Below are 20,677 nucleotides of genomic sequence, written 5' to 3'. Positions count from 1 at the left end.
CTCAGCTCCCCTTGGGCGGCACGAGTTGCAGGTAGACGGTGGTGAGCACCAGGTTCAGCACGAACAGCAGCAGGAACGTGATGACCACGGACTGGTTCACCGCGTCGCCGACGCCCTTCGGCCCGCCCTTGGGGTTGAGCCCGCGGTAGGAGGCGACGACCCCGGCGACGAAGCCGAAGATGAGCGCCTTGATCTCACTGATCCACAGGTCGGGCAGCTGGGCGAGGGCGGAGAAGCTCGCCAGGTACGCGCCCGGGGTGCCGTGCTGCATGACGACGTTGAAGAAGTAGCCGCCGAGCACGCCGACCACGCTCACCATGCCGTTGAGGAAGACCGCGACACCCATCGCGGCGAGTACCCGCGGCACGATCAGGCGCTGGACCGGCGAGACACCGAGCACCTCCATCGCGTCGATCTCCTCGCGGATGGTGCGGGAGCCGAGGTCCGCGCACATCGCGCTGCCGCCGGCGCCGGCGATGAGCAGCGCCGTCACGATCGGGGCGGCCTGCTGGATGATGGCCAGCACGCTCGCCGCGCCGGTGAACGACTGTGCGCCGATCTGCGTGGTGAGCGACCCGATGTGCAGCGCGATGACCGCGCCGAACGGGATCGACACCAGGGCCGTCGGCAGGATCGAGACGCTCGCGATGAACCAGAACTGCTGGATCAGCTCCCGCGTCTGGAAGGGGCGCCGGAACGTCAGCTTGACGACGTCGAGGCCGAGCGCGTAAAGCCGCCCGGTCTGCCGCAGCGCGGCGGCCCCGGGGAACGACGTCGTCGTCGTCCGTTCGGCCATTCGAGTGCCTCCCCAGTGTTTCGCGGGCACGACGAATACACCCGAGGTGAGTAAATGAGACTGGTCCGAACGGGGTACCTAATGTCGGCCATTCACGGTCTCGGGGGTCACCGTGCCGTTTCCTACTGGTCGGTACGCTAACCACGGCCCTGCTGGGAGACAAGAACTTGAGCATGATCACGCGGTCACGGCCTGGTAACCGCGCATTTCTTGTCGATTACTGACAAACGGCCCGGATCTTGTTGTCAACTGAGGAAAGGAAAATCCCGCCCCGGACGCGCGCACTGTTCACGGCTGCACAGTCCGGCCCATTCCCGGTCCTGAGCAGTACCCGGATGGACGACACATCAACCCTGCCGGAGAGGTTGCCCGGCAGGGTAAGCGCAAGAGCGACGTCCGTCCAGACACGCGACCCGACTCTCCAGGCACGCGACCCGACCGTCCGGGTACGCGAACCGACCCTTCCGGTACGCGTGTTCGCCGGAGTTGTCCGGAACGCCGACCGAGTGCCGGCGTTCCGGAAGCCCGTCAGGACTTGAGGCCGGCGATCAGCTCGTAGGACCGGATGCGGTCCGCGTGGCCGTGGACCATCGTCGTGATCATCAGCTCGTCGGCGTCCGTGTCGTCGAGGAGCTGCTGGAGTCCCTTGTGGACCGTCTCGGGCGAGCCGATGATGCTCGAGCCGAAGCGGTCGGCGAGGAACGCGCGGTCCATCTCGGTGTACGGGTACTCCGCCGCCTCTTCGGGCGTCGGCATGGCGATCGGGCGGCCGCGGCGCAGGCTGAGGAACGTCAGGCCGGACGGCCCGGCCAGGAACTGGGCGCGCTCGTCGGTCTCGGCGGCGACCACGGACGTGCCGAGCATGACGTACGGCTCTTCCAGCACCCCGGGCCGGAAGTTGTCGCGGTAGAGCTGCACCGCCGGGATGGTGTTCTCCGCGGCGAAGTGGTGCGCGAAGGAGAACGGCAGCCCGAGCCGGCCGGCGAGCTGCGCGCTGAAGCCGCTCGAACCCAGCAGCCAGATCGGCGGCTGGTTGCCCTCGGCGACGGCGGCGTTGACCCCGCGGGCCTCCGAGTGGGTGAAGTAGCCGATCAGCTCCTGCAGGTGCTCCGGGAAGTTCTCCGCCGACAGCCCGCCCGGCCCGCGCAGCGCGAGCGCCGTCCGCTGGTCGGTGCCCGGCGCGCGGCCGATGCCCAGGTCGATGCGGCCCGGGTGGAACGCCTCAAGGGTGCCGAACTGCTCGGCGACGACCAGCGGCGCGTGGTTGGGCAGCATGACCCCGCCGGAGCCGACGCGGATGCGCTCGGTCGCGTCGGCGACGTGGCCGATCAGCACCGCCGTTGCCGAGCTGGCGATGCCGGGCATGTTGTGGTGCTCGGCCAGCCAGTAGCGGTTGAAGCCCAGCCGCTCGGTGGCGCGGGCGAGGTCGAGGGTGTTGCGCAACGTCTCCCCGATGCTGATCCCCTCGGACACGGGGGACAGGTCGAGCACGGACAGCGGCACATCAGGCAGTGAGCTCACAACCGGGGTCAACGCCCCGGTGCCCCGATAACTTCCCGCAACGCCGCCGGATCGCCGCCACGCCAGGCGACGACGCCGTCCGGCCGCACGAGCAGCGCGTCCTCCACCACCTCCGGGCACGTGGCTGTGACGATCTTCACGCGCGATCCGGCGGCTTCCCGCAGGTCGGCGCGGTCCGCGAGGTCGAACAGCACGGTGCGGGCGTCCCGCATGATCTCGGCCACGCGGGTCTTCTCGCCGTCGACGGTCAGCGGCAGGTCGGCGACGTAGGGCAGCTCGTCGGCGTCTCGCAGCAGCCCGGCGAGGTGCCGGGTCGGCTCCTCGAACGCGGCCAGCTCGCCGAAGAGCGTCCGCAGCGCGTCGCCGTCCTCGCCGGTCAGGCGTTCGAGCAGGGCTTGGACGCGGGTCTGCGTCAACGTCCGCGCCGCGACCGGGCGGCGTTCGGCGTCGTAGCTGTCGAGCAGTGCCTCGCCGGCTTCGCCGCGGACGACGGCGGCGAGCTTCCAGCCGAGGTTGACGGCGTCCAGCAGCCCGACGTTCAGCGCTGAGCCCCCGGCCGGGAAGACGTGCGCGGCGTCGCCGGCCAGCAGGAACCGCCCGGCCCGGTAGCGCTCGGCGAGCCGGGCCGAGCTGACCGTCCGCGACAGCCACAGCGGCTCGCCCAGCGGCAGGTCGGCGCCGAGCACCCGCCGGACGCTCTCGCGGAACTCGTCGAGCGTCGGTTCGCCGGACGGCTCCGGCGTCACCTCACGGACACCGGCGATCACCACGCCCGGCGTCAAGGACGTCACCAGCACGCGCCCGGCCGGACGCCGGTTCCAGCCCCGGTTCAGGCCGTACGCCGTGGTGAAGAGGTCGAACGGCCGGTCCGTCCGGAAGTGGCCGAACCGCAGCAGTTCGTCGTCGGTCGTGCCGGGGAAGCCGATGCCGGCCAGGTCGCGGACGCGGCTGTGCGCGCCGTCGCAGCCGACGACGTACTCCGCGTCCAGCCGGTACTCGCCGTCCGGGCCGAGAACCGTGCCGACGTCCACGAGTTCGTGTCCGCGCCGGATCTCGACGCCGAGTTCGACGGCCCGTTCGCCGAGCAGCGCCTCCAGCCGGGGCTGTTGCAGCATGAGCCCGCGCAGCGGCGGGCTGCCGAGCTTCGTGAAGTCCAGCGGCACGGGCCCGAACGGGAACCCGGGGAACGGCCCGGCGAACGCCGCTTCGGCCGCGAACTTCTCCAGCAGCCCCCGGTGGTCGAGCTGCTCGGCGATCCGGCCGCCGAGCCCGTTCGCGCGCGGCCGCTCGTCCGGGGTCGCCCGCCGGTCGAGCACCACCGGCGTGATCCCGCCGAGCCGCAGCTCCGCCGCCAGCATCAGGCCCACCGGGCCCGCTCCGATCACCGCTACGTCCATGACGCCTCCTTCTCTTGTCCTTGGGGGGTTCCGGGTGGCGAAGCCCCCGGCCCGGGGCGAAGCCCCGGATGTCTCTCTTGTCCTTGGGGGGTTCCGGGTGGCGAAGCCCCCGGCCCGGGGCGAAGCCCCGGATGTCTCTGTCAGTTTGAACTGACGTCGTGTGTCAGGCTAGACTGACAAACCATGGAGGCGGAAGAGCTTTCCGGGCGGATTTCGGAAACCGATCCGGCGGTCGCGCTGCGGGCTGTCGGTGCGCTGCACCGGCTCGCCGAGCAGGTCGAGACGGCGGCGGTCGCGCACGCCCGGGACCGCGGCTGGTCGTGGGAGCAGATCGGTGACGCCCTCGGCGTCGCGCGGCAGTCGGTGCACACGAAGCACGGGAAGTGAGGCCCGGATGATCGCCAAGAGCCCGTTCGCCTCGGTCGTCGCGGAGGCCCTGGAGGAGTCCCGCCGCCGCGGCGACCGTCGTCTGGGGACCGAACACCTGCTGCTCGGCCTGCTCCACAACGCCGATTGCGCGCGGGCCCTCGGCGTCGACCTGGCCGCGGCCCACGCCGCCCTCGACCGCCTGGACCGCGAAGCCCTGACGGCGCTGGGTATCGACGTCGAAGGCCTCCGCCCGGCGGCTGTCCCGCGGAGACGCGCGAAGCTGACGCCGGGAGCGCTGACGTCGAACGCCCGGGCGGTGGTCAACGAGGCGATCCGCGGGGTGCCGCGCCGCCGGGATCCGCTGGAGCTGCTGCGGGTCCTGCTGTCGGTGACCCCGCCGGACCCGGCGGCGGACCTGTTCGCCGCGCTCGGCGTCGATCGCGAAGAAATCCGGCGCCGATTGTGAAAATCGGCTTTTCCCTCTGAGTCGCGCGAGACCGGATAGCGTGTGGCACGCCGGAATCACCAAGGAGGACGGGTGCCGCGTCCGGAGCGACCGCTGGATCCCGGGGACGACCTGCTCGTCGACTTCGCCGCAGAGCTCCGGCGATTGCGGGCGAGTGCCGGGAATCCCACTTACCGCGAGCTCGGCCGGCGGGCGCACTACTCCGCCGGCACGCTCTCCGAAGCCGCCGGCGGGCGGAAACTTCCCAGCCTGGCCGTCACTTTGGCCTACGTCCGCGCTTGCGGCGGCGAGTCCGGCGAATGGGAAGAACGCTGGCACGCCGTCGCCGACGAACAGACCGGTGCCGATTCACCACCCGAGCCGGAAGCCGGGGAATCGCCGCCGTACGTCGGGCTGGCCGCATTCGGAGCCGCCGACGCGAGCCGGTTCTTCGGCCGCGAACGACTGGTCGAAAAGCTCACCACGCGCCTTGCGAGACAGCGTTTTCTCGCGGTGCTCGGCGCGTCCGGCTCGGGCAAGTCCTCCCTGCTGCGCGCCGGCCTGCTGCCCGCCGTCCCCGGCCACGTCGTGCTGCTCACCCCGGGGGCCCGGCCGCTGCAGGAGTGCGCCGTCAAGTTCGCCGCCGCGCTCGGCGTCACGCCCGGCGCGCTGCTCGACGACTTCACCGCCCACCCGCGCAACCTCGGCCTCGCCGCGCGGCAGCTCGCCGATCGCGGCGACGAAGACGTCGTCCTGGTCGTCGACCAGTTCGAGGAGGTCTTCACGCTCTGCCAGGACACCGCCGAGCGCGCCGCGTTCCTCGCCGCGCTGGTCACCGCGACCACCGAACCCGGCAGCCGGACCCGGGTGGTGCTCGGCATCCGCACCGACTTCTACACCCACTGCGCGCGCCACGCGGACCTCGCCGAAGCCATGCAGGACGCGCAGGTCCTGGTCGGCCCGATGACGACCGAAGAGCTCCGGCAAGCCATTTCGCGCCCCGCCGTCAACGCCGGTTACCGCGTCGAAAACGCGCTCGTCTCCCGGCTGGTCGCGGACGCCACCGGCCAGCCCGGTGTGCTCCCGCTGCTCTCGCACGCACTGCTCGAGACGTGGCGACGCCGCCGCGGCACCACGCTCACCCTCGCCGGCTACGAGTCCACCGGCGGCATCGAACGGGCCGTCGCGCAGACGTCCGAAGGCACGTTCGCGACGCTCTCCGCGCGTCAGCAACGCTTGGCACGGCAGATCTTCCTCCGGATGACCGCGCTCGGCGAGGGCACCGAGGACACCAAGCGCCGGATCAGCCGCGCCGAGCTCGACACCGAGGACGACGACACCGCCGTCGTGCTCGGCGAGCTGGCGGCGGCCCGGCTGGTCACCCTCGACGACACCGGCATCGACATCGCGCACGAGGCCCTCATCCGCGGCTGGCCGCGGCTGCGCGAGTGGCTCACCGAGGACCGCGAAGGCCTGCGCGTGCACCGGCAGCTCACCGAGGCGACCGACGCCTGGGAGTCCGTCGAGCGCGATCCCGGCTGGCTCTACCGCGGCACCCGGCTCGCCATCGCGCGGGAATGGGCCGCGCGCCAGGACTCCGTGCTGTCCCAGCGGGAACGGCGGTTCCTCGACGCCAGCCTCGCCGTCGAGCACGCCGAGCAGCAGCGGGAACGCCGTCGCACGCGGCGGTTGCGTCAGCTGGTCGCGCTCCTGGCCGTGCTGCTGGTCTTCGCCGTCGGCGCGACGGCCTACGCGGTGCGCGCCGAGTCCACCGCGACCGGCCAGCGCAACAGCGCGCTCGCCCAGAAGGTCGCCGGCCAGGCCCTGGCCATGCGCGCCACCAACCCCGCGCTCGCCGCGCAGCTCGCGCTCGCCGCGTACCGTCTCGACCCGGCGGCCGACGCGCGCGGCGCCGTCCTCGGGATGTTCGCGACCCCGTATTCGACGCGCCTCACCGGGCACACCGGCCGGATCAACACCGTCGCCCTCCGCCCGGACGGCCAGGTGCTGGCCACCGCGAGCTGGGACGGCACGGCCCGGCTGTGGGACATCCACGACCCGCACCACCCGGTGCCGCTCGCCACGCTGGCCGGGCACACCGGCAACGTCAACAACGTCGCCTTCGCCGCCGACGGCCGGACCGTCGCCACCGCCGGCTTCGACGGCACCGTGCGCGTCTGGGACGTCACCGACCCGAGCCGTCCCGGGCCCGGCGTCATCGTCGAACGCCACGAGGGCAAGGCGTACGCCGTCGCGTTCAGCCCTGCCGGTCCGCTGCTGGCCACCGGCGACGTCGACGGCACGCTGCGGTTGTACGACACCGCGAGCCTGAAGCAGGTGGGCGAGCTGACCGGGCACACGTCGTACGTCAACAACCTGACCTTCAGCGCCGACGGCAAGCTGCTCGCATCGGCGTCGGCGGACAAGACCGCGCGGCTGTGGGACGTCGCCGGCCGCCGCCCGCTCGGCGTCGCGACCGGGCACACCGACGTCGTCCACTCGGTCGCCTTCAGCCCCGACGGCCACACCCTCGCGACGGCGAGCGCCGACCAGAGCGCGCGGCTGTGGGACGTCACCGACCCGGCTCGGCCGGCACAGCTTTCGACGCTCTCGTCGCACAAGGCGATCGTGCGGTCGGTCGCGTTCACCGCCGACGGACGCACCCTCGCGACCACCGGCTTCGACCGCACCGCCCGGCTGTGGGACGTCGCCGACCCGCGGCGGCCGCGCGAGCTGGCGCCGCTGCCGGGGCACACCGGCGCCGTCGGCTCGGCCGTGTTCAGCCGGGACGGGCGCACCCTCGCCACGGCCAGCGACGACCAGACCGCCCGGCTCTGGGACCTGCCCGGGCCCGCCGTTCCCGCGCACACGGACAAGGCGTGCGACGTGAGCTTCGGCCCCGGCAACCTGCTCGTCAGCGGCGGTTACGACAAGACGGTGCGGCTGCGCGACCTGGGCACCTCACGGCCGCCGGCCACGATCGGCGGCTTCGGCGACGCGGTCTGCGGCGTCGCGATCAGTCCCGACGGCCGGACGCTGGCCACCGGCAGCTGGGACCACACGATGACGCTGCGGGACATCACCGATCCGGCGAAACCCGGGCCGCCGGTGGTGTTCTCCCGGCCGGGTGACGACATCGACGCCGTCGCGTTCAGCCCGGACGGCCGGCTCCTGGCCACCGCGGGCGAGGGGCACACGGCCCGGATCTGGGACCTCGCCGACCGCGCGCACCCGGTGGAGCTCGCCCGGCTCGAGGGCCACACCGACGACGTCCACACCCTCGCGTTCAGCCCCGACGGCCGGACGCTGGCCACCGCCGGCTGGGACCACACGGCGCGGCTGTGGGACGTCTCGGCACCCCGCGCGCCGAAGCCGCTGGCCAAGCTCGAAGGGCACACGGACACGGTCTTTTCGATCGCCTTCAGCCCGGACGGCCGGCGGCTCGCCACGGCGAGCGCCGACCGCACGGTCCGGCTGTGGGACGTCGCTCCCGCGCGCCGGCCGGCGGTGCTGACCGGGCACACGGACATCGTGATGGCGGTGTCGTTCAGCGGCGACGGCCGCACCCTCGCCTCCGGCGGCTACGACCGCACGATCCGCCTGTGGGACGTCGGCACGGCGTCGCCGCGCGCCGTCCTGCCCGAGGAACGCGACCGCGTCTACGCGGTGCGGTTCGCCCCGGACGGCCACACGCTCGCCGCGGCCATCGCGGACGGCACGATCCGGGTGCAGGAAACGGATCCCGACCGGGCGGCCGAACGGATCTGCGCGATCGCGGCCCCGCGCGTCACCCCGGACGAATGGACGGCGAGCCTGCCGGGCCTGGACTACCGGCCGCCGTGCCCCTGAGCGGGTTGTTCGGCGTTGTTGTTCGGTAGCCGCTCGCGGACACCGAACAACCCGGATCGACTAGACATGCCCTCGGACGGACGCGTCCCACGAACGTTCGATTGACCGGGGGTCTGAAGGGCTCCTTCAAGGGCACGGGAAGTTGCCTCCCGCCCCTCGAAGGAGCCCTTCAGCGTGTCCGGGCCCGCTCGGGATCAGCCCGCCGGGATCCAGTCGGGGTTCGAGGCCAGCACCGTCAGCTGCTGCGTCGCGCGGGTCAGTGCCACGTACAGCACCCGGCGTCCGGTCGTCGACTCCGTCACCAGGTCGATCGGCTCGACCAGGACGACCGCGTCGTACTCCAGGCCCTTGGAATCCAGGCTGCCCACGACCTTCAGCCGCTCGTCCCCCTGGTCCGCCAGCCAGCCCGCGACCTCCGGGACGCGGTCCATCGCCGTGATCACGCCGACCGTGCCCTCGACCGCGCCCAGCAGTTCCTTCACGGCCGCCTGGGTCGCGGACGCCAGGCCGGCCGCCTCGACCGGGCGGACGTCCGGCTCGACGCCCGTCTTGCGGACCGCCACCGGCAGGTCGCCCGCCTCCGCGTGGCCGGCCACCACCTTGGCCGCCAGGTCGAAGATCTCGGCCGAGTTCCGGTAGTTGGTGCGCAGGGTGAACCGCCGCCGGGTCGTCTTGATCCCGAACGCCTGGTCGCGCGCCTGTGCCGCCTCCGCCGGGTCCGGCCAGGAGCTCTGCACCGGGTCGCCGACGACCGTCCAGCTCGCGTACTTGCCGCGCCGGCCGACCATCCGCCACTGCATCGGCGAGAGGTCCTGCGATTCGTCGACGACCACGTGCGAGTACTCGTCGTAGTGCTCGGGCCGGGTCGTGCCGCCTCCGCCGCGCTCGACCTCGCCCTCGATCACCTGACGGCGCTTGCGCTTCGGCGGCGGCCCGATCAGCACGCGCAGCTCGTCGAGCAGCGCGACGTCCGCGATCGACCAGCCCCGCGAGCGGTCCGCGAGGTCCGCCGCCAGCCGCGAGATCTCCTGGCGGTTCAGCACGCCCTTGGACGCCGCCGCGAGCCGCTTCTCCTCGCCCAGCCACTTCAGGATCTGCGCCGGGTACAGCACCGGCCACCACACGACCAGGAACCGGTGGAACTCGATCCGCTCACCCAGGTCGGTGATCAGGTCGGCCCGCTCGAACGGCTTGCCGTCGGCCTTCGCGTACCCCTCGGCCTTCGTCGCCAGCGCGTCCAGCAGCAGCTCCGCCGCCCGCAGCCGCGACCGGTTCGGCGGCGCGCCCTGCGTGTGGGCCTTGCGGCGCACCTTCTCCAGCTCGCGCGCGTCCAGCTTGAGGACCTCGCCGCGGTAGACGATCCGCATCTCCTCCGGCGCGTCCGGCGGGGTGTCGCGCAGCGCGCGCAGCAGCACCTTCCGGATCCGCAGCGAACCCTTGATCGCGGCCAGCGGCGCCGCGTCCTGCCGCGTCGCGTCGAGGCCGTCGAGGACCTCGCCGAGCGCGCGCAGCTCCACGTTCGTCTCACCCATCGAGGGCAGGACGCGCGAGATGTAGCTGGTGAACACCCCCGACGGCCCGATCACGAGCACGCCGGCGCCGCCGAGCTGACGCCGGTGGCGGTAGAGCAGGTAGGCGGCGCGGTGCAGGGCGACGGCGGTCTTGCCGGTGCCCGGCCCGCCGGTGATCTCCGTGACACCGCGCCACGGCGCCCGGATGACCTCGTCCTGCTCCTTCTGGATGGTCGCGACGATGTCGCGCATCTTCTCGCCGCGCGAACGCCCCAGCGCGGCCATCAGCGCGCCTTCGCCGACGATCTGCATGTCCTCGGGCACGGCGTCGGCCATCAGCACGTCGTCGTCGACGTCGAGCACGTTCTGCCCGGAGCAGCGGATCACCCGCCGCCGCACGACGTCCATCGGCTCTTCGGCGGTGGCCTGGTAGAACGCCGCCGCGGCCGGGGCGCGCCAGTCCGTGACGAGGTTGTCGAACTCCGCGTCGCGGATGCCGAGCCGGCCGACGTAGACGCGTTCGTCGTCTTCGCGCAGGTCGAGCCGGCCGAAGACCAGGCCCTCGTACTCGGCGTCGAGCGACTGCAGCGTCTGGTTGGCGTGGTACACCATCATGTCGCGTTCGAACAGCATCGACGCCTGCTCGAAGATCGCCTCGCGCTGCGCGCCCTGGCCGATCTCGTAGCCCTTGGTGCGCATCGCCTCGGCCTGGGTGCGCAGTTCGTCCAGACGGGTGTACACGCGATCGACGTGGGCTTGTTCGATGGCGATCTCGGCCCGTCTGACCCGAGGTTCCGACACGCATGGCTCCTTGACAGCTCTGGATCGCCTCCGAGGGCGAAGAACGACTCTACGCGTTGCGCCCGGCGGGTTCACCCGTGTCCCGGCCATCAGTGCTCCGGGTCCTCCCCGCACAATCGGGGGGTGACCAGGATCGTGGCCGGGACGGCGGGCGGGCGGCGGCTGAAGGTGCCCCCGAAGGGCACCCGGCCGACGTCGGAACGCGTGCGGGAAGCCCTGTTCAACGCCCTCGGGACGGCCGGCGAGCTGGACGGCGCGCACGTGCTCGACCTCTACGCGGGCTCCGGCGCGCTCGGCCTCGAAGCCCTCTCCCGCGGCGCCGCCGACGCGCTGTTCGTCGAATCCGACCGGCGTGCCGTGGAGGTGCTGCGCGACAACGTCTCGGCGCTGGGCCTCGGCGGCACCGTCCGGGCCGCCCCGGTCGAGGCGGTGGTCGCCGCGCCCGCGCCGCGGTCGTACGACCTGGTGCTCGCCGACCCGCCCTACATCGTGGACGCGGGCGCGCTGCGGAAGGTGCTGGCGGCGCTGGCCTCGAGCGGCTGGCTGGGTTCGTCCGCGCTGGTGGTGGTCGAACGCGCCGCGCGTGACGGCGCGCCCGGGTGGCCTCCCGGCTTCGAGCCGACCCGCGCGAAGAAGTACGGCGACACGGCGGTCCACTGGGCCGAGTACACCGCCGGTGTGTGACGCATCCGGCAAGGAGCGCGCGGGGGAGGGCCGGGCACGGTAGCGTCCGCGCCATGCGGCGTGCGGTCTGTCCCGGTTCCTACGATCCGGCCACCAACGGGCACCTCGACATCATCGAGCGGGCGAGCCGGCTGTTCGACGAGGTCGTCGTCGCGGTGGGGGTCAACAAGAGCAAGAAGGGCCTCTTCGAGCTCGAAGAACGCCTGGAGATGCTGCGCGAGATCACCGCGAAGCTGCCGAACGTGCGGATCGACTCGTGGGAAGGCCTGCTGGTCGACTACTGCCGCGACAACGACATCGCGGCGATCGCCAAGGGTCTGCGCTCGGTCAGCGACTTCGACTACGAGCTGCAGATGGCCCAGATGAACCGCGAGCTCACCGGCGTCGAGACGCTGCTGATGGCGAACAACCCGGCGTACGGGTTCGTGTCGAGCTCGCTGGTCAAGGAGGTCGCGGCCCTGGGCGGCGACGTCGAGAACCTGGTCCCGGCGATCGTCTACGAGCGCCTCGCGGCGAAGTTCCCCAAGCTCGGCCGCTGAGCACCCTCCACAAGCGACCCCCGCGCGCCCGGTTCCCGTCGATCGGCCCCCTACGAACGTCGGGACTTCGCGCCGGGAGCGGCGGAGTTCACGTTCCCGTCTTCTGACGATCACTCGATCGAGTTACGGTCCGAAAATGACCAACTACCGATCTCGCCTGGTCGCGGTTGTCTTCGCGCTCCTGGCCACACTGTCCATGGGGGTCACCGCCGCCGAGGCGGTCACCGGCGCACCGGCCGTCGCGGCGCAGAACCAGTGCGGCGACCTCGCCGGGTTCACGCACAAGGCGCTCTCGTCACTGCCCGCCGAGGCCACGACGACGTACAACCTCATCCAGAAGGGCGGGCCGTTCCCCTACCCGCAGAACGACGGCGTCGTCTTCGACAACCGGGAGGGCATCCTGCCGTCCTGCGCGACGAGCTACTACCACGAGTACACCGTGCCGACCCCGGGCGCGAGCAACCGCGGCACGCGCCGCATCGTGACCGGCGGCGACGGCGAGTACTTCTACACCGGCGACCACTACGCCACCTTCCAGGTCATCGACATCGGCGGTGGCGGCACGCCGACGCAGCAGTGCGGCGACCTGTCCGGCCTGGCGAAGATCGGCTACTCCCGGCTCTCGGCGGCCGCGAAGACCGTGGTGGACAACGTCCGCGGCGGCGCGTCCACCGGCACGACCTACGAGAACCGCGAAGGCGTGCTCCCGGCCTGCGCGTCCGGCTACTACCAGCTCTTCAGCGTCGGCACGAACGACCGCGTGATCTCGGGCAAGGCCGGCGAGCTGGCCTACACCCCCGACCACTACGTCACCTTCAAGGCGATCGACCTGAATTCCTGACCCCCGTGCAACGCGCCGTGCCCCCTCGTCCGTGAGGTACACCGGAACACGGACGAGGGAGGCACGGATGCGTGCTGGGGACGACGCGGACTTCCGGGAGTTCGCCCGGGCGCGGGCACTGGCGCTGCGGCGCACGGCCTACCTGCTCTGCGGTGACTGGCACCTGGCCGAGGACCTGGTCCAGAACGCACTCCTGAAGCTCCACCGGGTCTGGCCGAGGATCACCCGCCGCGGGCCCGTCGACAACTACGCCCGGCGGGTCCTGCTGCGCTGCTGGCTCGACGAGCAGCGGCGGCCGTGGCGCCGCCGGGAACGCCGCGACGGCGTCGTGCCGGACCTGCCTTCCTTCACCCTCGAGACCGGCATCTCGGATCCCCTCCTGCGCGCCCTCGCCGAAGTTCCGCCTAAGCAGCGCGCCGCCGTCGTGCTCCGCTACTGCGCCGACCTGCCGGTCGCGGAGGTCGCGGCGGTGCTGCGCTGCTCGGAAGGAACCGTCCGGAGCCAGGCCTCGCGCGGGCTCGAAACCCTGCGCGGTGTGCTCGAGCACACCGCGGAGAGGAGCGCGTGATGACCGACATCGAGACCCGCCTGCGCGAGGTGGCCCTCGTGGAGCCGCCGCTCGGGTTCGACCCGGACGAGGTGGCCGACCGCGCGGCGAAGCAGACCCGGCGGCGGACCGCGGGCATCGCCGGGACGCTGGCCGCAGGCGCGGTCGTCGCGGCCGTGGCGGTGTTCGTCCCGGCGGCGCCGGCCCCGGTGCCCCCGGCCGGGCCACCTACGCCGCCTTCGCTCGCCGAGCAGGCGCGGGTCCGCCAGGGGCTGACCGACGCCGTCACGCGGCTGTTCCCCGGCCTGCGGAGCCTGAGCGTGGGCGCGTCGACCGCCGACTCCGTCGGCCCGGACCGGATGAGCGCGACGGCCACCTTCGTCGACGCCGCCGGGCGCCCGGGCACCTTCCAGCTCACCGTCCGCGGCGACCGGGCGGCGCCGGACGTCACTCCGCTCGGCCAGGCCTGCGCGAGGAGGCCGTGCGACAAGATGCCGGACGGCGCGCTCCTGGCGATCTCCGGGTTCGACGGCGCAGGTGAGCTGCCTGGCTTCAACGGAGTCCTGGCCCGCCCGGACGGCTCGGTGGTGACGGTCACCGACGCCGGCGACAGCGCCCCCGGCGTCACCGACTCGGTCCAGCTGACCCGCGAGCAGCTCACGGAGGTGATCACCGATCCGGCGTTCACCCTGTCGTGAAGCGCGGACACGCCCGGCGCCGTGCGCCTTCACCGCTTCGGCGCCGGATGAGGGCAGACTGGTCTCAGCGACAGGGGATTGGAGTTGCCGTGTACCGGGTTTTCGAGGCGCTCGACGAGCTCGTCACCATCGTCGAGGAGGCGCGCGGCGTCCCGATGACGTCCAGCTGCGTGGTGCCCCGCGGCGACGTCCTCGAACTCCTCGACGACGTCCGCGACGCACTGCCGGCGGAGGTCGACGACGCCCAGGACGTACTGGACAAGCGCGACGACCTGATCCACGCCGCCCGCAAGGAGGCCGGTGAAACGGTCGCGGGCGCGAACTCCGAAGCCGAGCGCGCGATCGCCGAGGCCACCGACGAGGCCGAGCGCATCCTGGCCGACGCCCGGGCCCGCGCCGAGCAGATGCTCGCCGACGCCCACGACCAGGCCGACCGCACGGTCGCGGCGGGCCAGGCCGAGTACCAGAACCTCACCGACCGCTCCCGCGGCGAGTCGGAGCGGATGATCCAGGCCGGCCGCGACGCCTACGACCGCGCCATCGAAGACGGCCGCGCCGAGCAGTCCCGGCTGGTCGCGCAGACGGAGGTCGTCCAGGCGGCCCACGCCGAATCGGCCCGCATCGTCGACGAAGCCCACGCGGAAGCGGACCGCCAGCGCGGCGACTGCGACGCGTACGTCGACGGCAAGCTGGCGGAGTTCTCGGAGCTGCTGGCGACGACGCTGCGCACCGTCGACTCGGGCCGCAACCACCTGCGCTCCCCGGCGAACCTGCCGAACAGCGGCGGCCGCCCGACGCTCTACGACTATCAGGTGTGACCAGCCTCTCAGCGGCTGCGTGACGTGCGTGGGTGCCAGCTCGAAAGGGGTGGCACCCCGTGCGTACTCTGGACGGGATGTCCGAGAACAAGACCCCCCAGCTCGACGACCGCAGCCCGTGGGTGATCGACACCCGTGAGCTCGGCCGTCACGCCGGCCTCAGCCGCGCTCTTCAGCGCACTGTGCCGGCGGAGACGCCGCTTGGCGTCCCCGACGTCATCACCATCGACGCCGGTTCCGAACTCAAGCTCGACCTGCTCCTCGAATCCGTCGTCGAGGGCGTGTGGGTGAGCGGCACGGTCACGGCGACCGCGAAGGGCAACTGCGCGCGCTGCCTCGACCCGCTGATCGAGGAGGTCGAGGTCGAGGTCCAGGAGCTGTTCGCCTACCCGGGGTCGGCCACCGAGGAGACCACGGACGAGGACGAGATCCCGCGGCTGATCGACGACCGGATCGACCTCGAGCCGACCGTCCGCGACGCCGTCGTCCTGGCCCTGCCCCTGGCGCCGTTGTGCACCGAGGACTGCGCCGGGCTCTGCATCGACTGCGGCGTCAAGTGGGCCGATCTCGAGCCCGGACACGGGCATGAGAAGATAGACCCTCGGTGGGCCGCACTGGTCGAGCGCTTCGACGAGAATGCGGGCGAAAAGCCTGCGCAGGACCCCGCTGAGCAAGAGCAAGCCTGACGAGTGTCCAGCTCGTCGGTGAGGAAAGTTCGCTCGCACCGCGAGCAGACCGTCTTAAGGAGATCTACTCGTGGCCGTCCCGAAGCGGAAGATGTCGCGATCCAACACGCGCGCCCGCCGCAGCCAGTGGAAGGCGGCTCCGGTTCAGCTGGTGCCCTGCTCCAACCGCGCCTGCAAGCAGCCGAAGCTCCAGCACATCGCGTGCCCGTCGTGCGGCCAGCACAACGGCCGCCAGGTCGTCGAGCCCGCCTGATCGGGTAGCCGATATGGGGGGCAAGACGCCCGGGGGACCACCAGCCGACACGGCGCCGTTGCTCGAGGCGCTCGGGGTCACACTCGGCCCCGAGCTGCTCGGCTTGTCGCTGACCCACCGTTCGTACGCGTACGAAAACGGGGGCCTGCCGCCGAACGAGCGGCTGGAGTTCCTCGGTGACGCCGTGCTCGGCCTGGTCGTCACCGATCACCTGTACACCACTCACCCCGACCTGCCCGAAGGTCAGCTCGCGAAGCTCCGAGCCAGCGTCGTCAACATGCACGCGCTGGCCCGGGTCGCCCGTGGGCTCGGCGAGGGCGGTCTCGGGGCACACCTGTTGCTGGGCAAGGGCGAAGAGCTCACCGGCGGCCGGGACAAGGCGAGCATTCTCGCCGACGGCTTGGAAGCGGTCATCGGTGCCGTCTACCTTGCCCACGGCATCGAGATCGCCCGCAAGCTCGTGCACCACCTCTTCGACGGGCTGCTCGCCGAAGCCCCGCTGCGCGGTGCCGGTCTCGACTGGAAGACCAGCCTGCAGGAGCTGACGGCGTCGGCCGGTCTCGGCGTGCCCGAGTACCGCGTCGAGGACACGGGCCCGGACCACCGCAAGGAGTTCGCGGCCACCGTCCTCATCGGCGGCCGTCCTCTCGGCACGGGTTCGGGTTCGACGAAGAAGGAAGCCGAACAGAAGGCCGCCGAGACGGCTTGGCGTTCGCTGTCCGCCGAACTCGAGGCGGAGAAGCAGCCGGCCGAAAAGCCGGTCGAGGACGCCTGAACCTCGTGTCCTGAGCTTCGGGACTGATCCGCTTGTATCCCAGCGGCGTCGTGGCCATCCGCCACGAACCGCTGGGAGACAGGCGGATTCGTCGTTTCCGGGGTTCCTTCCCGGCCGGCACCGGCTTCCGGCCCGCATCGCTCGTGCGCCGGCTTCCCCCAGGGCACCCTCGAAGAAGTGTCGTACCTGCGGGGCACAATGTGCTCATGCCCGAACTTCCCGAGGTCGAAGTCGTCCGCGTGGGTCTGCAGGCGCACGTCGCCGGCCGGACCATCCGCGAGGCCGAGGTCCTGCACCCGCGGGCGATCCGGCGGCACGTGCTGGGTGCGGACGATTTCACCAACCGGCTCATCGGTGCCCGCGTCGAAGCCGCGCGGCGGCGGGGCAAGTACCTGTGGCTCGAGCTGTCCGACAAGGAAGCCGTCGTCGCGCACCTCGGGATGAGCGGGCAGATGCTCGTCCAGCCCGAAAGCGCGCCGGACGAGAAACACCTGCGCGTCCGGCTGCGCTTCGACGACGACGGGCCGGAGCTCCGTTTCGTCGACCAGCGCACGTTCGGCGGCCTGGTGCTGGACGACCTGACCGACATCGGCGAGCGCGTGCTGCTGCCGGGCTCGATCGCCCACATCGCGCGCGACCCGATGGACCCGGCGTTCGACCTCGACACGGCCGTCAAGGCCCTGCGTTCCCGCCGCACCGAGATCAAGCGCGCCCTGCTCGACCAGACCCTGGTCTCGGGCATCGGCAACATCTACGCCGACGAAGCGTTGTGGCGCGCGAAGCTGCACTGGGCGCGGCCGACGGAGAAGCTCACCCTGGCGAAGTGCCGCGAGCTGCTGGCGGCGGCGTCGGACGTGATGAACGCGGCCCTGGGCCAGGGCGGCACGTCGTTCGACGCGCTGTACGTGAACGTCAACGGGCAGTCGGGCTACTTCGACCGTTCGCTCGACGCGTACGGCCAGGAGGGCCTGCCGTGCCACCGGTGCGGCTCGCCGATCCGGCGGGAACCGTTCATGAACCGCTCGTCGTTCACGTGCCCGCGGTGCCAGCCCCGGCCGAGGGTGAACTCGCGTTGATAAAAGCTGTTCACCTTTCAGCTAGGATGAATACGCCTGGTAGCTGAGGGAGTGCAACGTGGTCAAGGAGCCCGGCAAGTCGACGCTGGCCGACAAGGTCGACCAGCTGTTCCACGTGGTCCGCAGGCCCGATCGGGAGCCGTACAGCAACGAGGAGGTCGCCACGGCCTGCCGCGAGGCGACCGGCGAGAGCTTCTCGACGACCTACCTGTGGCAACTGCGCACGGGCCGGCGCACCAACCCGACCAAGCGCCACCTGGAAGCCCTCGCCCAGTTCTTCGGCGTCCCCCCGGCATACTTCTTCGACGACGAGCAGAGCCGCAAGATCGCCGACGAGCTGGCCCTGCTGGGAGCCCTGCGCGACGCGGGCGTCCGCGACCTGGCCCTGCGAGCGGTGACCCTGTCCGCCGACGGCCTCGACACGATCAGCGACATGATCGACGCGATCGCCCGCAGAGAAGCGAGCCGCGGCCCGAAGAAGGAGAACTGACGCGGCGGCAAGCTCGCCGCACGAGCTTCGGGGATCGTGAGAAGGCTGGAGCTGCCGGCCGCTGATCGGACCGCGGGGCCGCTCCAGGTCGCGGTGGGCGAGAGTCGACGCAGCGGCACTCGGGCTGTCGTGGGCAGATTCCAGGCCCGCGACAGACATGCGTTGATTGTCCGCGCATCGGGGACACCTCTCGCTTCGAGATGGCCAGAGCTGACGCGGCGGAACTCGGGCCGCACCGGGCCATTTCGAGCCGCAAGGAGCGGACACCGACACATCAGCAGAGGTGAACGACCACGCAGGCGCCGTGATGAGCCGTCGGTACCGGGTCGCGCGTGCACACTTCGGGCTTTGCGGTGAGGTCAGAACTGACGTGGTGGCCCCGGCGCGCCCGTTGTCGCGGTAGGTTCGCGGGGTCGGCATGGCGGTGCGGACGAAAACCGGATTTCCCGAAGCGGGCCCGCGTCATCGCCTGCCGGACCGATCCGGCCGTGGCGGCATGATGCGAGGAGAGCTGACGTGGCGAAACGACCGTCCCTGCGGCTCTCCGGGCGGCGGCCGGGCCGCGCGTTGTGGCGGCGGGCACGTGAGGTCGCCGATGCCGTGAGCCTGCCGGAGCCGTTCGACGCCGAGGCGTTCGTCGACGGGCTGGCCGCCGGGCGCGGGCGGCCGATCGAGCTGATGCCCGTCAGCGCACCCGAAGGCGCGCCGTGCGGGCTGCTGATGAGCACCGAACGCGCCGACTACATCCTCTACCCGACCAACACGACCGCCCTGCACCGGCGGCACATCCTGCTGCACGAGGTCGGGCACCTGCTGTGCGGGCACACGGGGTCCGGCGCCGGCGCCGACGGCGCGGCCATCGACGCCGCCGCGGGGCGGCAGCTGATGCCGAACCTCTCGCCCGAGCTGGTCCGGCGGGTCCTCGGCCGCACCACCTACACCGAGGTCGAGGAGCGCGAGGCCGAACTGGTCGCGAGCCTGCTCGCCCAGCGCGTCGTGCGGCCGGAAGAGCCGCGCGAACCGGCGGCCGACGTCCCGGACGGCGTCCGGCGCTTCGACACGCTGTTCGGCGGCCGGCCCCGGCGTCGCGCACCGTGATCGAGACCCTGGCCTATCACCTGTGCGTGGTGGCGTTCGCCGGGTTCGGGTACAAGCTCATCGAGGCGCGCCGCAGCCAGCCGGTGCGCACCATGTGGTTCCTCGCCGGGTTCGGCATCTGCATCGCCACCGGCATCGTCGTGCTGACCCCGGCGATGGAGGCCCTGGTCGGCCAAGGTCCGGTGTTCGACTGGATCGCGCCCCTGGCGGGTGACGAGCTGAAGCTCGGCGCGTTCGGCTTCGCGGTCGCGTTCAGCCAGTCGGTGTGGCGCGGCGAAGGTGCCCGGCTCGCCCCGCACGCGTTGTTCACGGGCACGGCGATGGCGCTGCTCGCCGCGTGTTATGCCCTGTCCGGGCCGAAACGCATCGGCGACGACACGGTCGTGTCGGAGAGGGGATTGCCGTTCGCGCTGGGCAACCAGGCCGTGTTCCTGGTCTACGGCCTGACCAGCCTCGCCCTGCTGATCACGGTGTTCGTCCGCAGCGCGCGGCACGCCGAGCCGGGCCCGCTGCGCGCCGGCCTCTGGCTGCTGGTGATCGGGGTCGGCGCCGCATTTGCGTGGACGCTCTGGGACATCGACGACGTCCGCCTGCTCGCGCAGACGTCCCGGATCGGCGCCCGCGAAGACGTACCGTCCTCGGTGCTCGGAGCGGCGACCGTCTGTTTCCTCACGGCGGGGGCGACGCTGAGCGCTTGGTCACCGTCGGTGTCATCGGTCCTCGGCCGGGTGCGCGCGTACCGGGCGTACCGCCGCATCGAGCCACTGTGGACGGCGTTGCACGCGGCGGTCCCGGGCATCGCGCTCAACCCAGGCCACGAGCTGACGGGCGGCCCCGAATTCGCGCTGTACCGGCGAGTGATCGAAATCCGCGACGGCCACCTGGCGTTGCGCGCCCACTTCGACCCGGAGCTCCCGGCCCGCGCGGAGGAGGAAGCCCGGCGCGCGGGAGTCCCCGAAGCCGACCTCGCGGCAACGGTCGAGGCGGTCACCCTGGCCGCCGCGATCGAGGCCGAGCGCGCAGGCCGCAGATTCGCCCCGGCCGACGAGGATCCGGAACACAGCGCCGACGCGGACGCCGACGTCGTGGCCGAGGCGGCCTGGCTGGTCCGGGTGAGCCGCGCCTGGCGCCGCGGCGCGCTCCTGAACCAAGTCCGGACCGCGGCGCTCAGCTGACCCGCCCGCCGTCGCCGACTCCGGTCACAACTGCGGGCTCTACTGAACGAGATTCGGACCGTGTCGCGCAGCTGATCCGTGGCGCGCCGGTGCTGGCTTCGGTACCCGCTGCGCGCCGCTGAACGAGCCCACGCCCGCGGTGATCGGCTCGCCGCCACCGCCACCGCCACCGCCACCGCCGCTGTCGCAGGTTTGCTGTCGGCTGCGGGTCTCCGCTGAACGAGGTTCGGCCCAGGGTATTCAGCTGCCCCACCTCGCGCGGCGCTGGTTTCGGTGCTAGCAGCGCGCTGCCGAACGAGGTTCAGCCG

At 71.9% G+C, this 20,677-nt stretch carries 20 protein-coding genes; 16 read left to right on the top strand and 4 right to left on the bottom strand.

Annotated features, from left to right (window positions below):
- Position 1: 1 nt before the first annotated feature.
- The 3 genes from OG494_RS27555 to OG494_RS27545 all read right to left on the bottom strand — a co-directional run bounded on the left by OG494_RS27555 (position 2) and on the right by OG494_RS27545 (position 3,714).
- Positions 2 to 796 (bottom strand): MlaE family ABC transporter permease, encoded by a 795-nt coding sequence (locus OG494_RS27555; protein WP_328443472.1) that lies wholly within the window; start codon positions 794 to 796, stop codon positions 2 to 4.
- Positions 797 to 1,324: 528 nt separating this feature from the next.
- The gene (locus tag OG494_RS27550; RefSeq protein WP_328443470.1) at positions 1,325 to 2,317 is read right to left on the bottom strand and encodes an LLM class flavin-dependent oxidoreductase; all 993 of its coding nucleotides are present in this window, start codon (positions 2,315 to 2,317) and stop codon (positions 1,325 to 1,327) included.
- Positions 2,318 to 2,325: 8 nt separating this feature from the next.
- Positions 2,326 to 3,714 (bottom strand): FAD-dependent monooxygenase, encoded by a 1,389-nt coding sequence (locus tag OG494_RS27545; protein WP_328443468.1) that lies wholly within the window; start codon positions 3,712 to 3,714, stop codon positions 2,326 to 2,328.
- A 183-nt stretch (positions 3,715 to 3,897) separates the two neighbouring features.
- Here OG494_RS27545 and OG494_RS27540 point away from each other — a divergent pair, with 183 nt between their 5' ends.
- The 3 genes from OG494_RS27540 (at position 3,898) to OG494_RS27530 (ending at position 8,377) form a co-directional block, all read left to right on the top strand.
- Entirely contained in the window at positions 3,898 to 4,101 is a 204-nt protein-coding gene (locus OG494_RS27540; protein ID WP_328443466.1) for a hypothetical protein, read from the top strand.
- Between the two features lie 7 nt (positions 4,102 to 4,108).
- A complete protein-coding gene (locus OG494_RS27535) occupies positions 4,109 to 4,549 on the top strand; it encodes a Clp protease N-terminal domain-containing protein (protein WP_328443464.1) in 441 nt (146 codons plus the stop codon).
- A 72-nt stretch (positions 4,550 to 4,621) separates the two neighbouring features.
- Positions 4,622 to 8,377 (top strand): nSTAND1 domain-containing NTPase, encoded by a 3,756-nt coding sequence (locus tag OG494_RS27530; RefSeq protein ID WP_442874285.1) that lies wholly within the window; start codon positions 4,622 to 4,624, stop codon positions 8,375 to 8,377.
- 194 nt (positions 8,378 to 8,571) lie between these two features.
- Here the strand turns inward: OG494_RS27530 and OG494_RS27525 are convergent, their stop codons facing one another.
- Complete coding sequence (locus tag OG494_RS27525) at positions 8,572 to 10,689, bottom strand: HelD family protein (RefSeq protein WP_328443462.1); 2,118 nt, start codon at positions 10,687 to 10,689, stop codon at positions 8,572 to 8,574.
- A 123-nt stretch (positions 10,690 to 10,812) separates the two neighbouring features.
- Between OG494_RS27525 and rsmD the strand changes: the two genes are divergently transcribed.
- From rsmD to OG494_RS27460, 13 genes are all read left to right on the top strand, one after another.
- Positions 10,813 to 11,373: a 16S rRNA (guanine(966)-N(2))-methyltransferase RsmD gene (gene rsmD, locus OG494_RS27520; protein WP_328443460.1), complete on the top strand. Its 561-nt coding sequence runs from the start codon at positions 10,813 to 10,815 to the stop codon at positions 11,371 to 11,373.
- 53 nt (positions 11,374 to 11,426) lie between these two features.
- The gene (gene coaD / locus OG494_RS27515) at positions 11,427 to 11,912 is read left to right on the top strand and encodes a pantetheine-phosphate adenylyltransferase (RefSeq protein ID WP_328443458.1); all 486 of its coding nucleotides are present in this window, start codon (positions 11,427 to 11,429) and stop codon (positions 11,910 to 11,912) included.
- Positions 11,913 to 12,048: 136 nt separating this feature from the next.
- Entirely contained in the window at positions 12,049 to 12,753 is a 705-nt protein-coding gene (locus OG494_RS27510) for a ribonuclease domain-containing protein (protein WP_328443456.1), read from the top strand.
- A gap of 67 nt (positions 12,754 to 12,820) precedes the next feature.
- On the top strand, positions 12,821 to 13,321 hold the full coding sequence (locus OG494_RS27505) for a SigE family RNA polymerase sigma factor (protein WP_328443454.1): 501 nt from the start codon (positions 12,821 to 12,823) through the stop codon (positions 13,319 to 13,321).
- Positions 13,321 to 13,998 carry a hypothetical protein gene (locus tag OG494_RS27500; RefSeq protein ID WP_328443452.1) on the top strand — a complete coding sequence of 226 codons (678 nt, stop codon included), beginning with the start codon at positions 13,321 to 13,323 and terminating at the stop codon, positions 13,996 to 13,998. The genes OG494_RS27505 and OG494_RS27500 overlap by 1 nt, the downstream gene beginning before the upstream one ends.
- An 89-nt stretch (positions 13,999 to 14,087) precedes the next feature.
- Positions 14,088 to 14,816: a DivIVA domain-containing protein gene (locus OG494_RS27495; RefSeq protein WP_328443450.1), complete on the top strand. Its 729-nt coding sequence runs from the start codon at positions 14,088 to 14,090 to the stop codon at positions 14,814 to 14,816.
- Positions 14,817 to 14,893: 77 nt separating this feature from the next.
- A complete protein-coding gene (locus OG494_RS27490) occupies positions 14,894 to 15,502 on the top strand; it encodes a YceD family protein (RefSeq protein WP_328443448.1) in 609 nt (202 codons plus the stop codon).
- Between the two features lie 70 nt (positions 15,503 to 15,572).
- Positions 15,573 to 15,755: a 50S ribosomal protein L32 gene (gene rpmF, locus OG494_RS27485; RefSeq protein WP_247062158.1), complete on the top strand. Its 183-nt coding sequence runs from the start codon at positions 15,573 to 15,575 to the stop codon at positions 15,753 to 15,755.
- 13 nt (positions 15,756 to 15,768) lie between these two features.
- Positions 15,769 to 16,530, top strand: coding sequence for a ribonuclease III (rnc, locus tag OG494_RS27480; protein ID WP_328443445.1), 762 nt, complete (start codon positions 15,769 to 15,771; stop codon positions 16,528 to 16,530).
- A gap of 206 nt (positions 16,531 to 16,736) precedes the next feature.
- Positions 16,737 to 17,606, top strand: coding sequence for a bifunctional DNA-formamidopyrimidine glycosylase/DNA-(apurinic or apyrimidinic site) lyase (gene mutM, locus OG494_RS27475; RefSeq protein WP_328443443.1), 870 nt, complete (start codon positions 16,737 to 16,739; stop codon positions 17,604 to 17,606).
- 58 nt (positions 17,607 to 17,664) lie between these two features.
- The gene (locus OG494_RS27470) at positions 17,665 to 18,096 is read left to right on the top strand and encodes a helix-turn-helix domain-containing protein (RefSeq protein WP_328443441.1); all 432 of its coding nucleotides are present in this window, start codon (positions 17,665 to 17,667) and stop codon (positions 18,094 to 18,096) included.
- Between the two features lie 600 nt (positions 18,097 to 18,696).
- On the top strand, positions 18,697 to 19,194 hold the full coding sequence (locus tag OG494_RS27465; protein WP_328459042.1) for a hypothetical protein: 498 nt from the start codon (positions 18,697 to 18,699) through the stop codon (positions 19,192 to 19,194).
- Positions 19,191 to 20,369: an MAB_1171c family putative transporter gene (locus OG494_RS27460; protein ID WP_328443439.1), complete on the top strand. Its 1,179-nt coding sequence runs from the start codon at positions 19,191 to 19,193 to the stop codon at positions 20,367 to 20,369. Before OG494_RS27465 ends, OG494_RS27460 begins: the two co-directional genes overlap by 4 nt.
- Positions 20,370 to 20,677 lie beyond the last annotated feature (308 nt).

It is taken from the genome of Amycolatopsis sp. NBC_00438, from assembly GCF_036026695.1.
Lineage (GTDB): Bacteria > Actinomycetota > Actinomycetes > Mycobacteriales > Pseudonocardiaceae > Amycolatopsis.
This window is presented reverse-complemented; position numbering and strand designations above follow the sequence as displayed.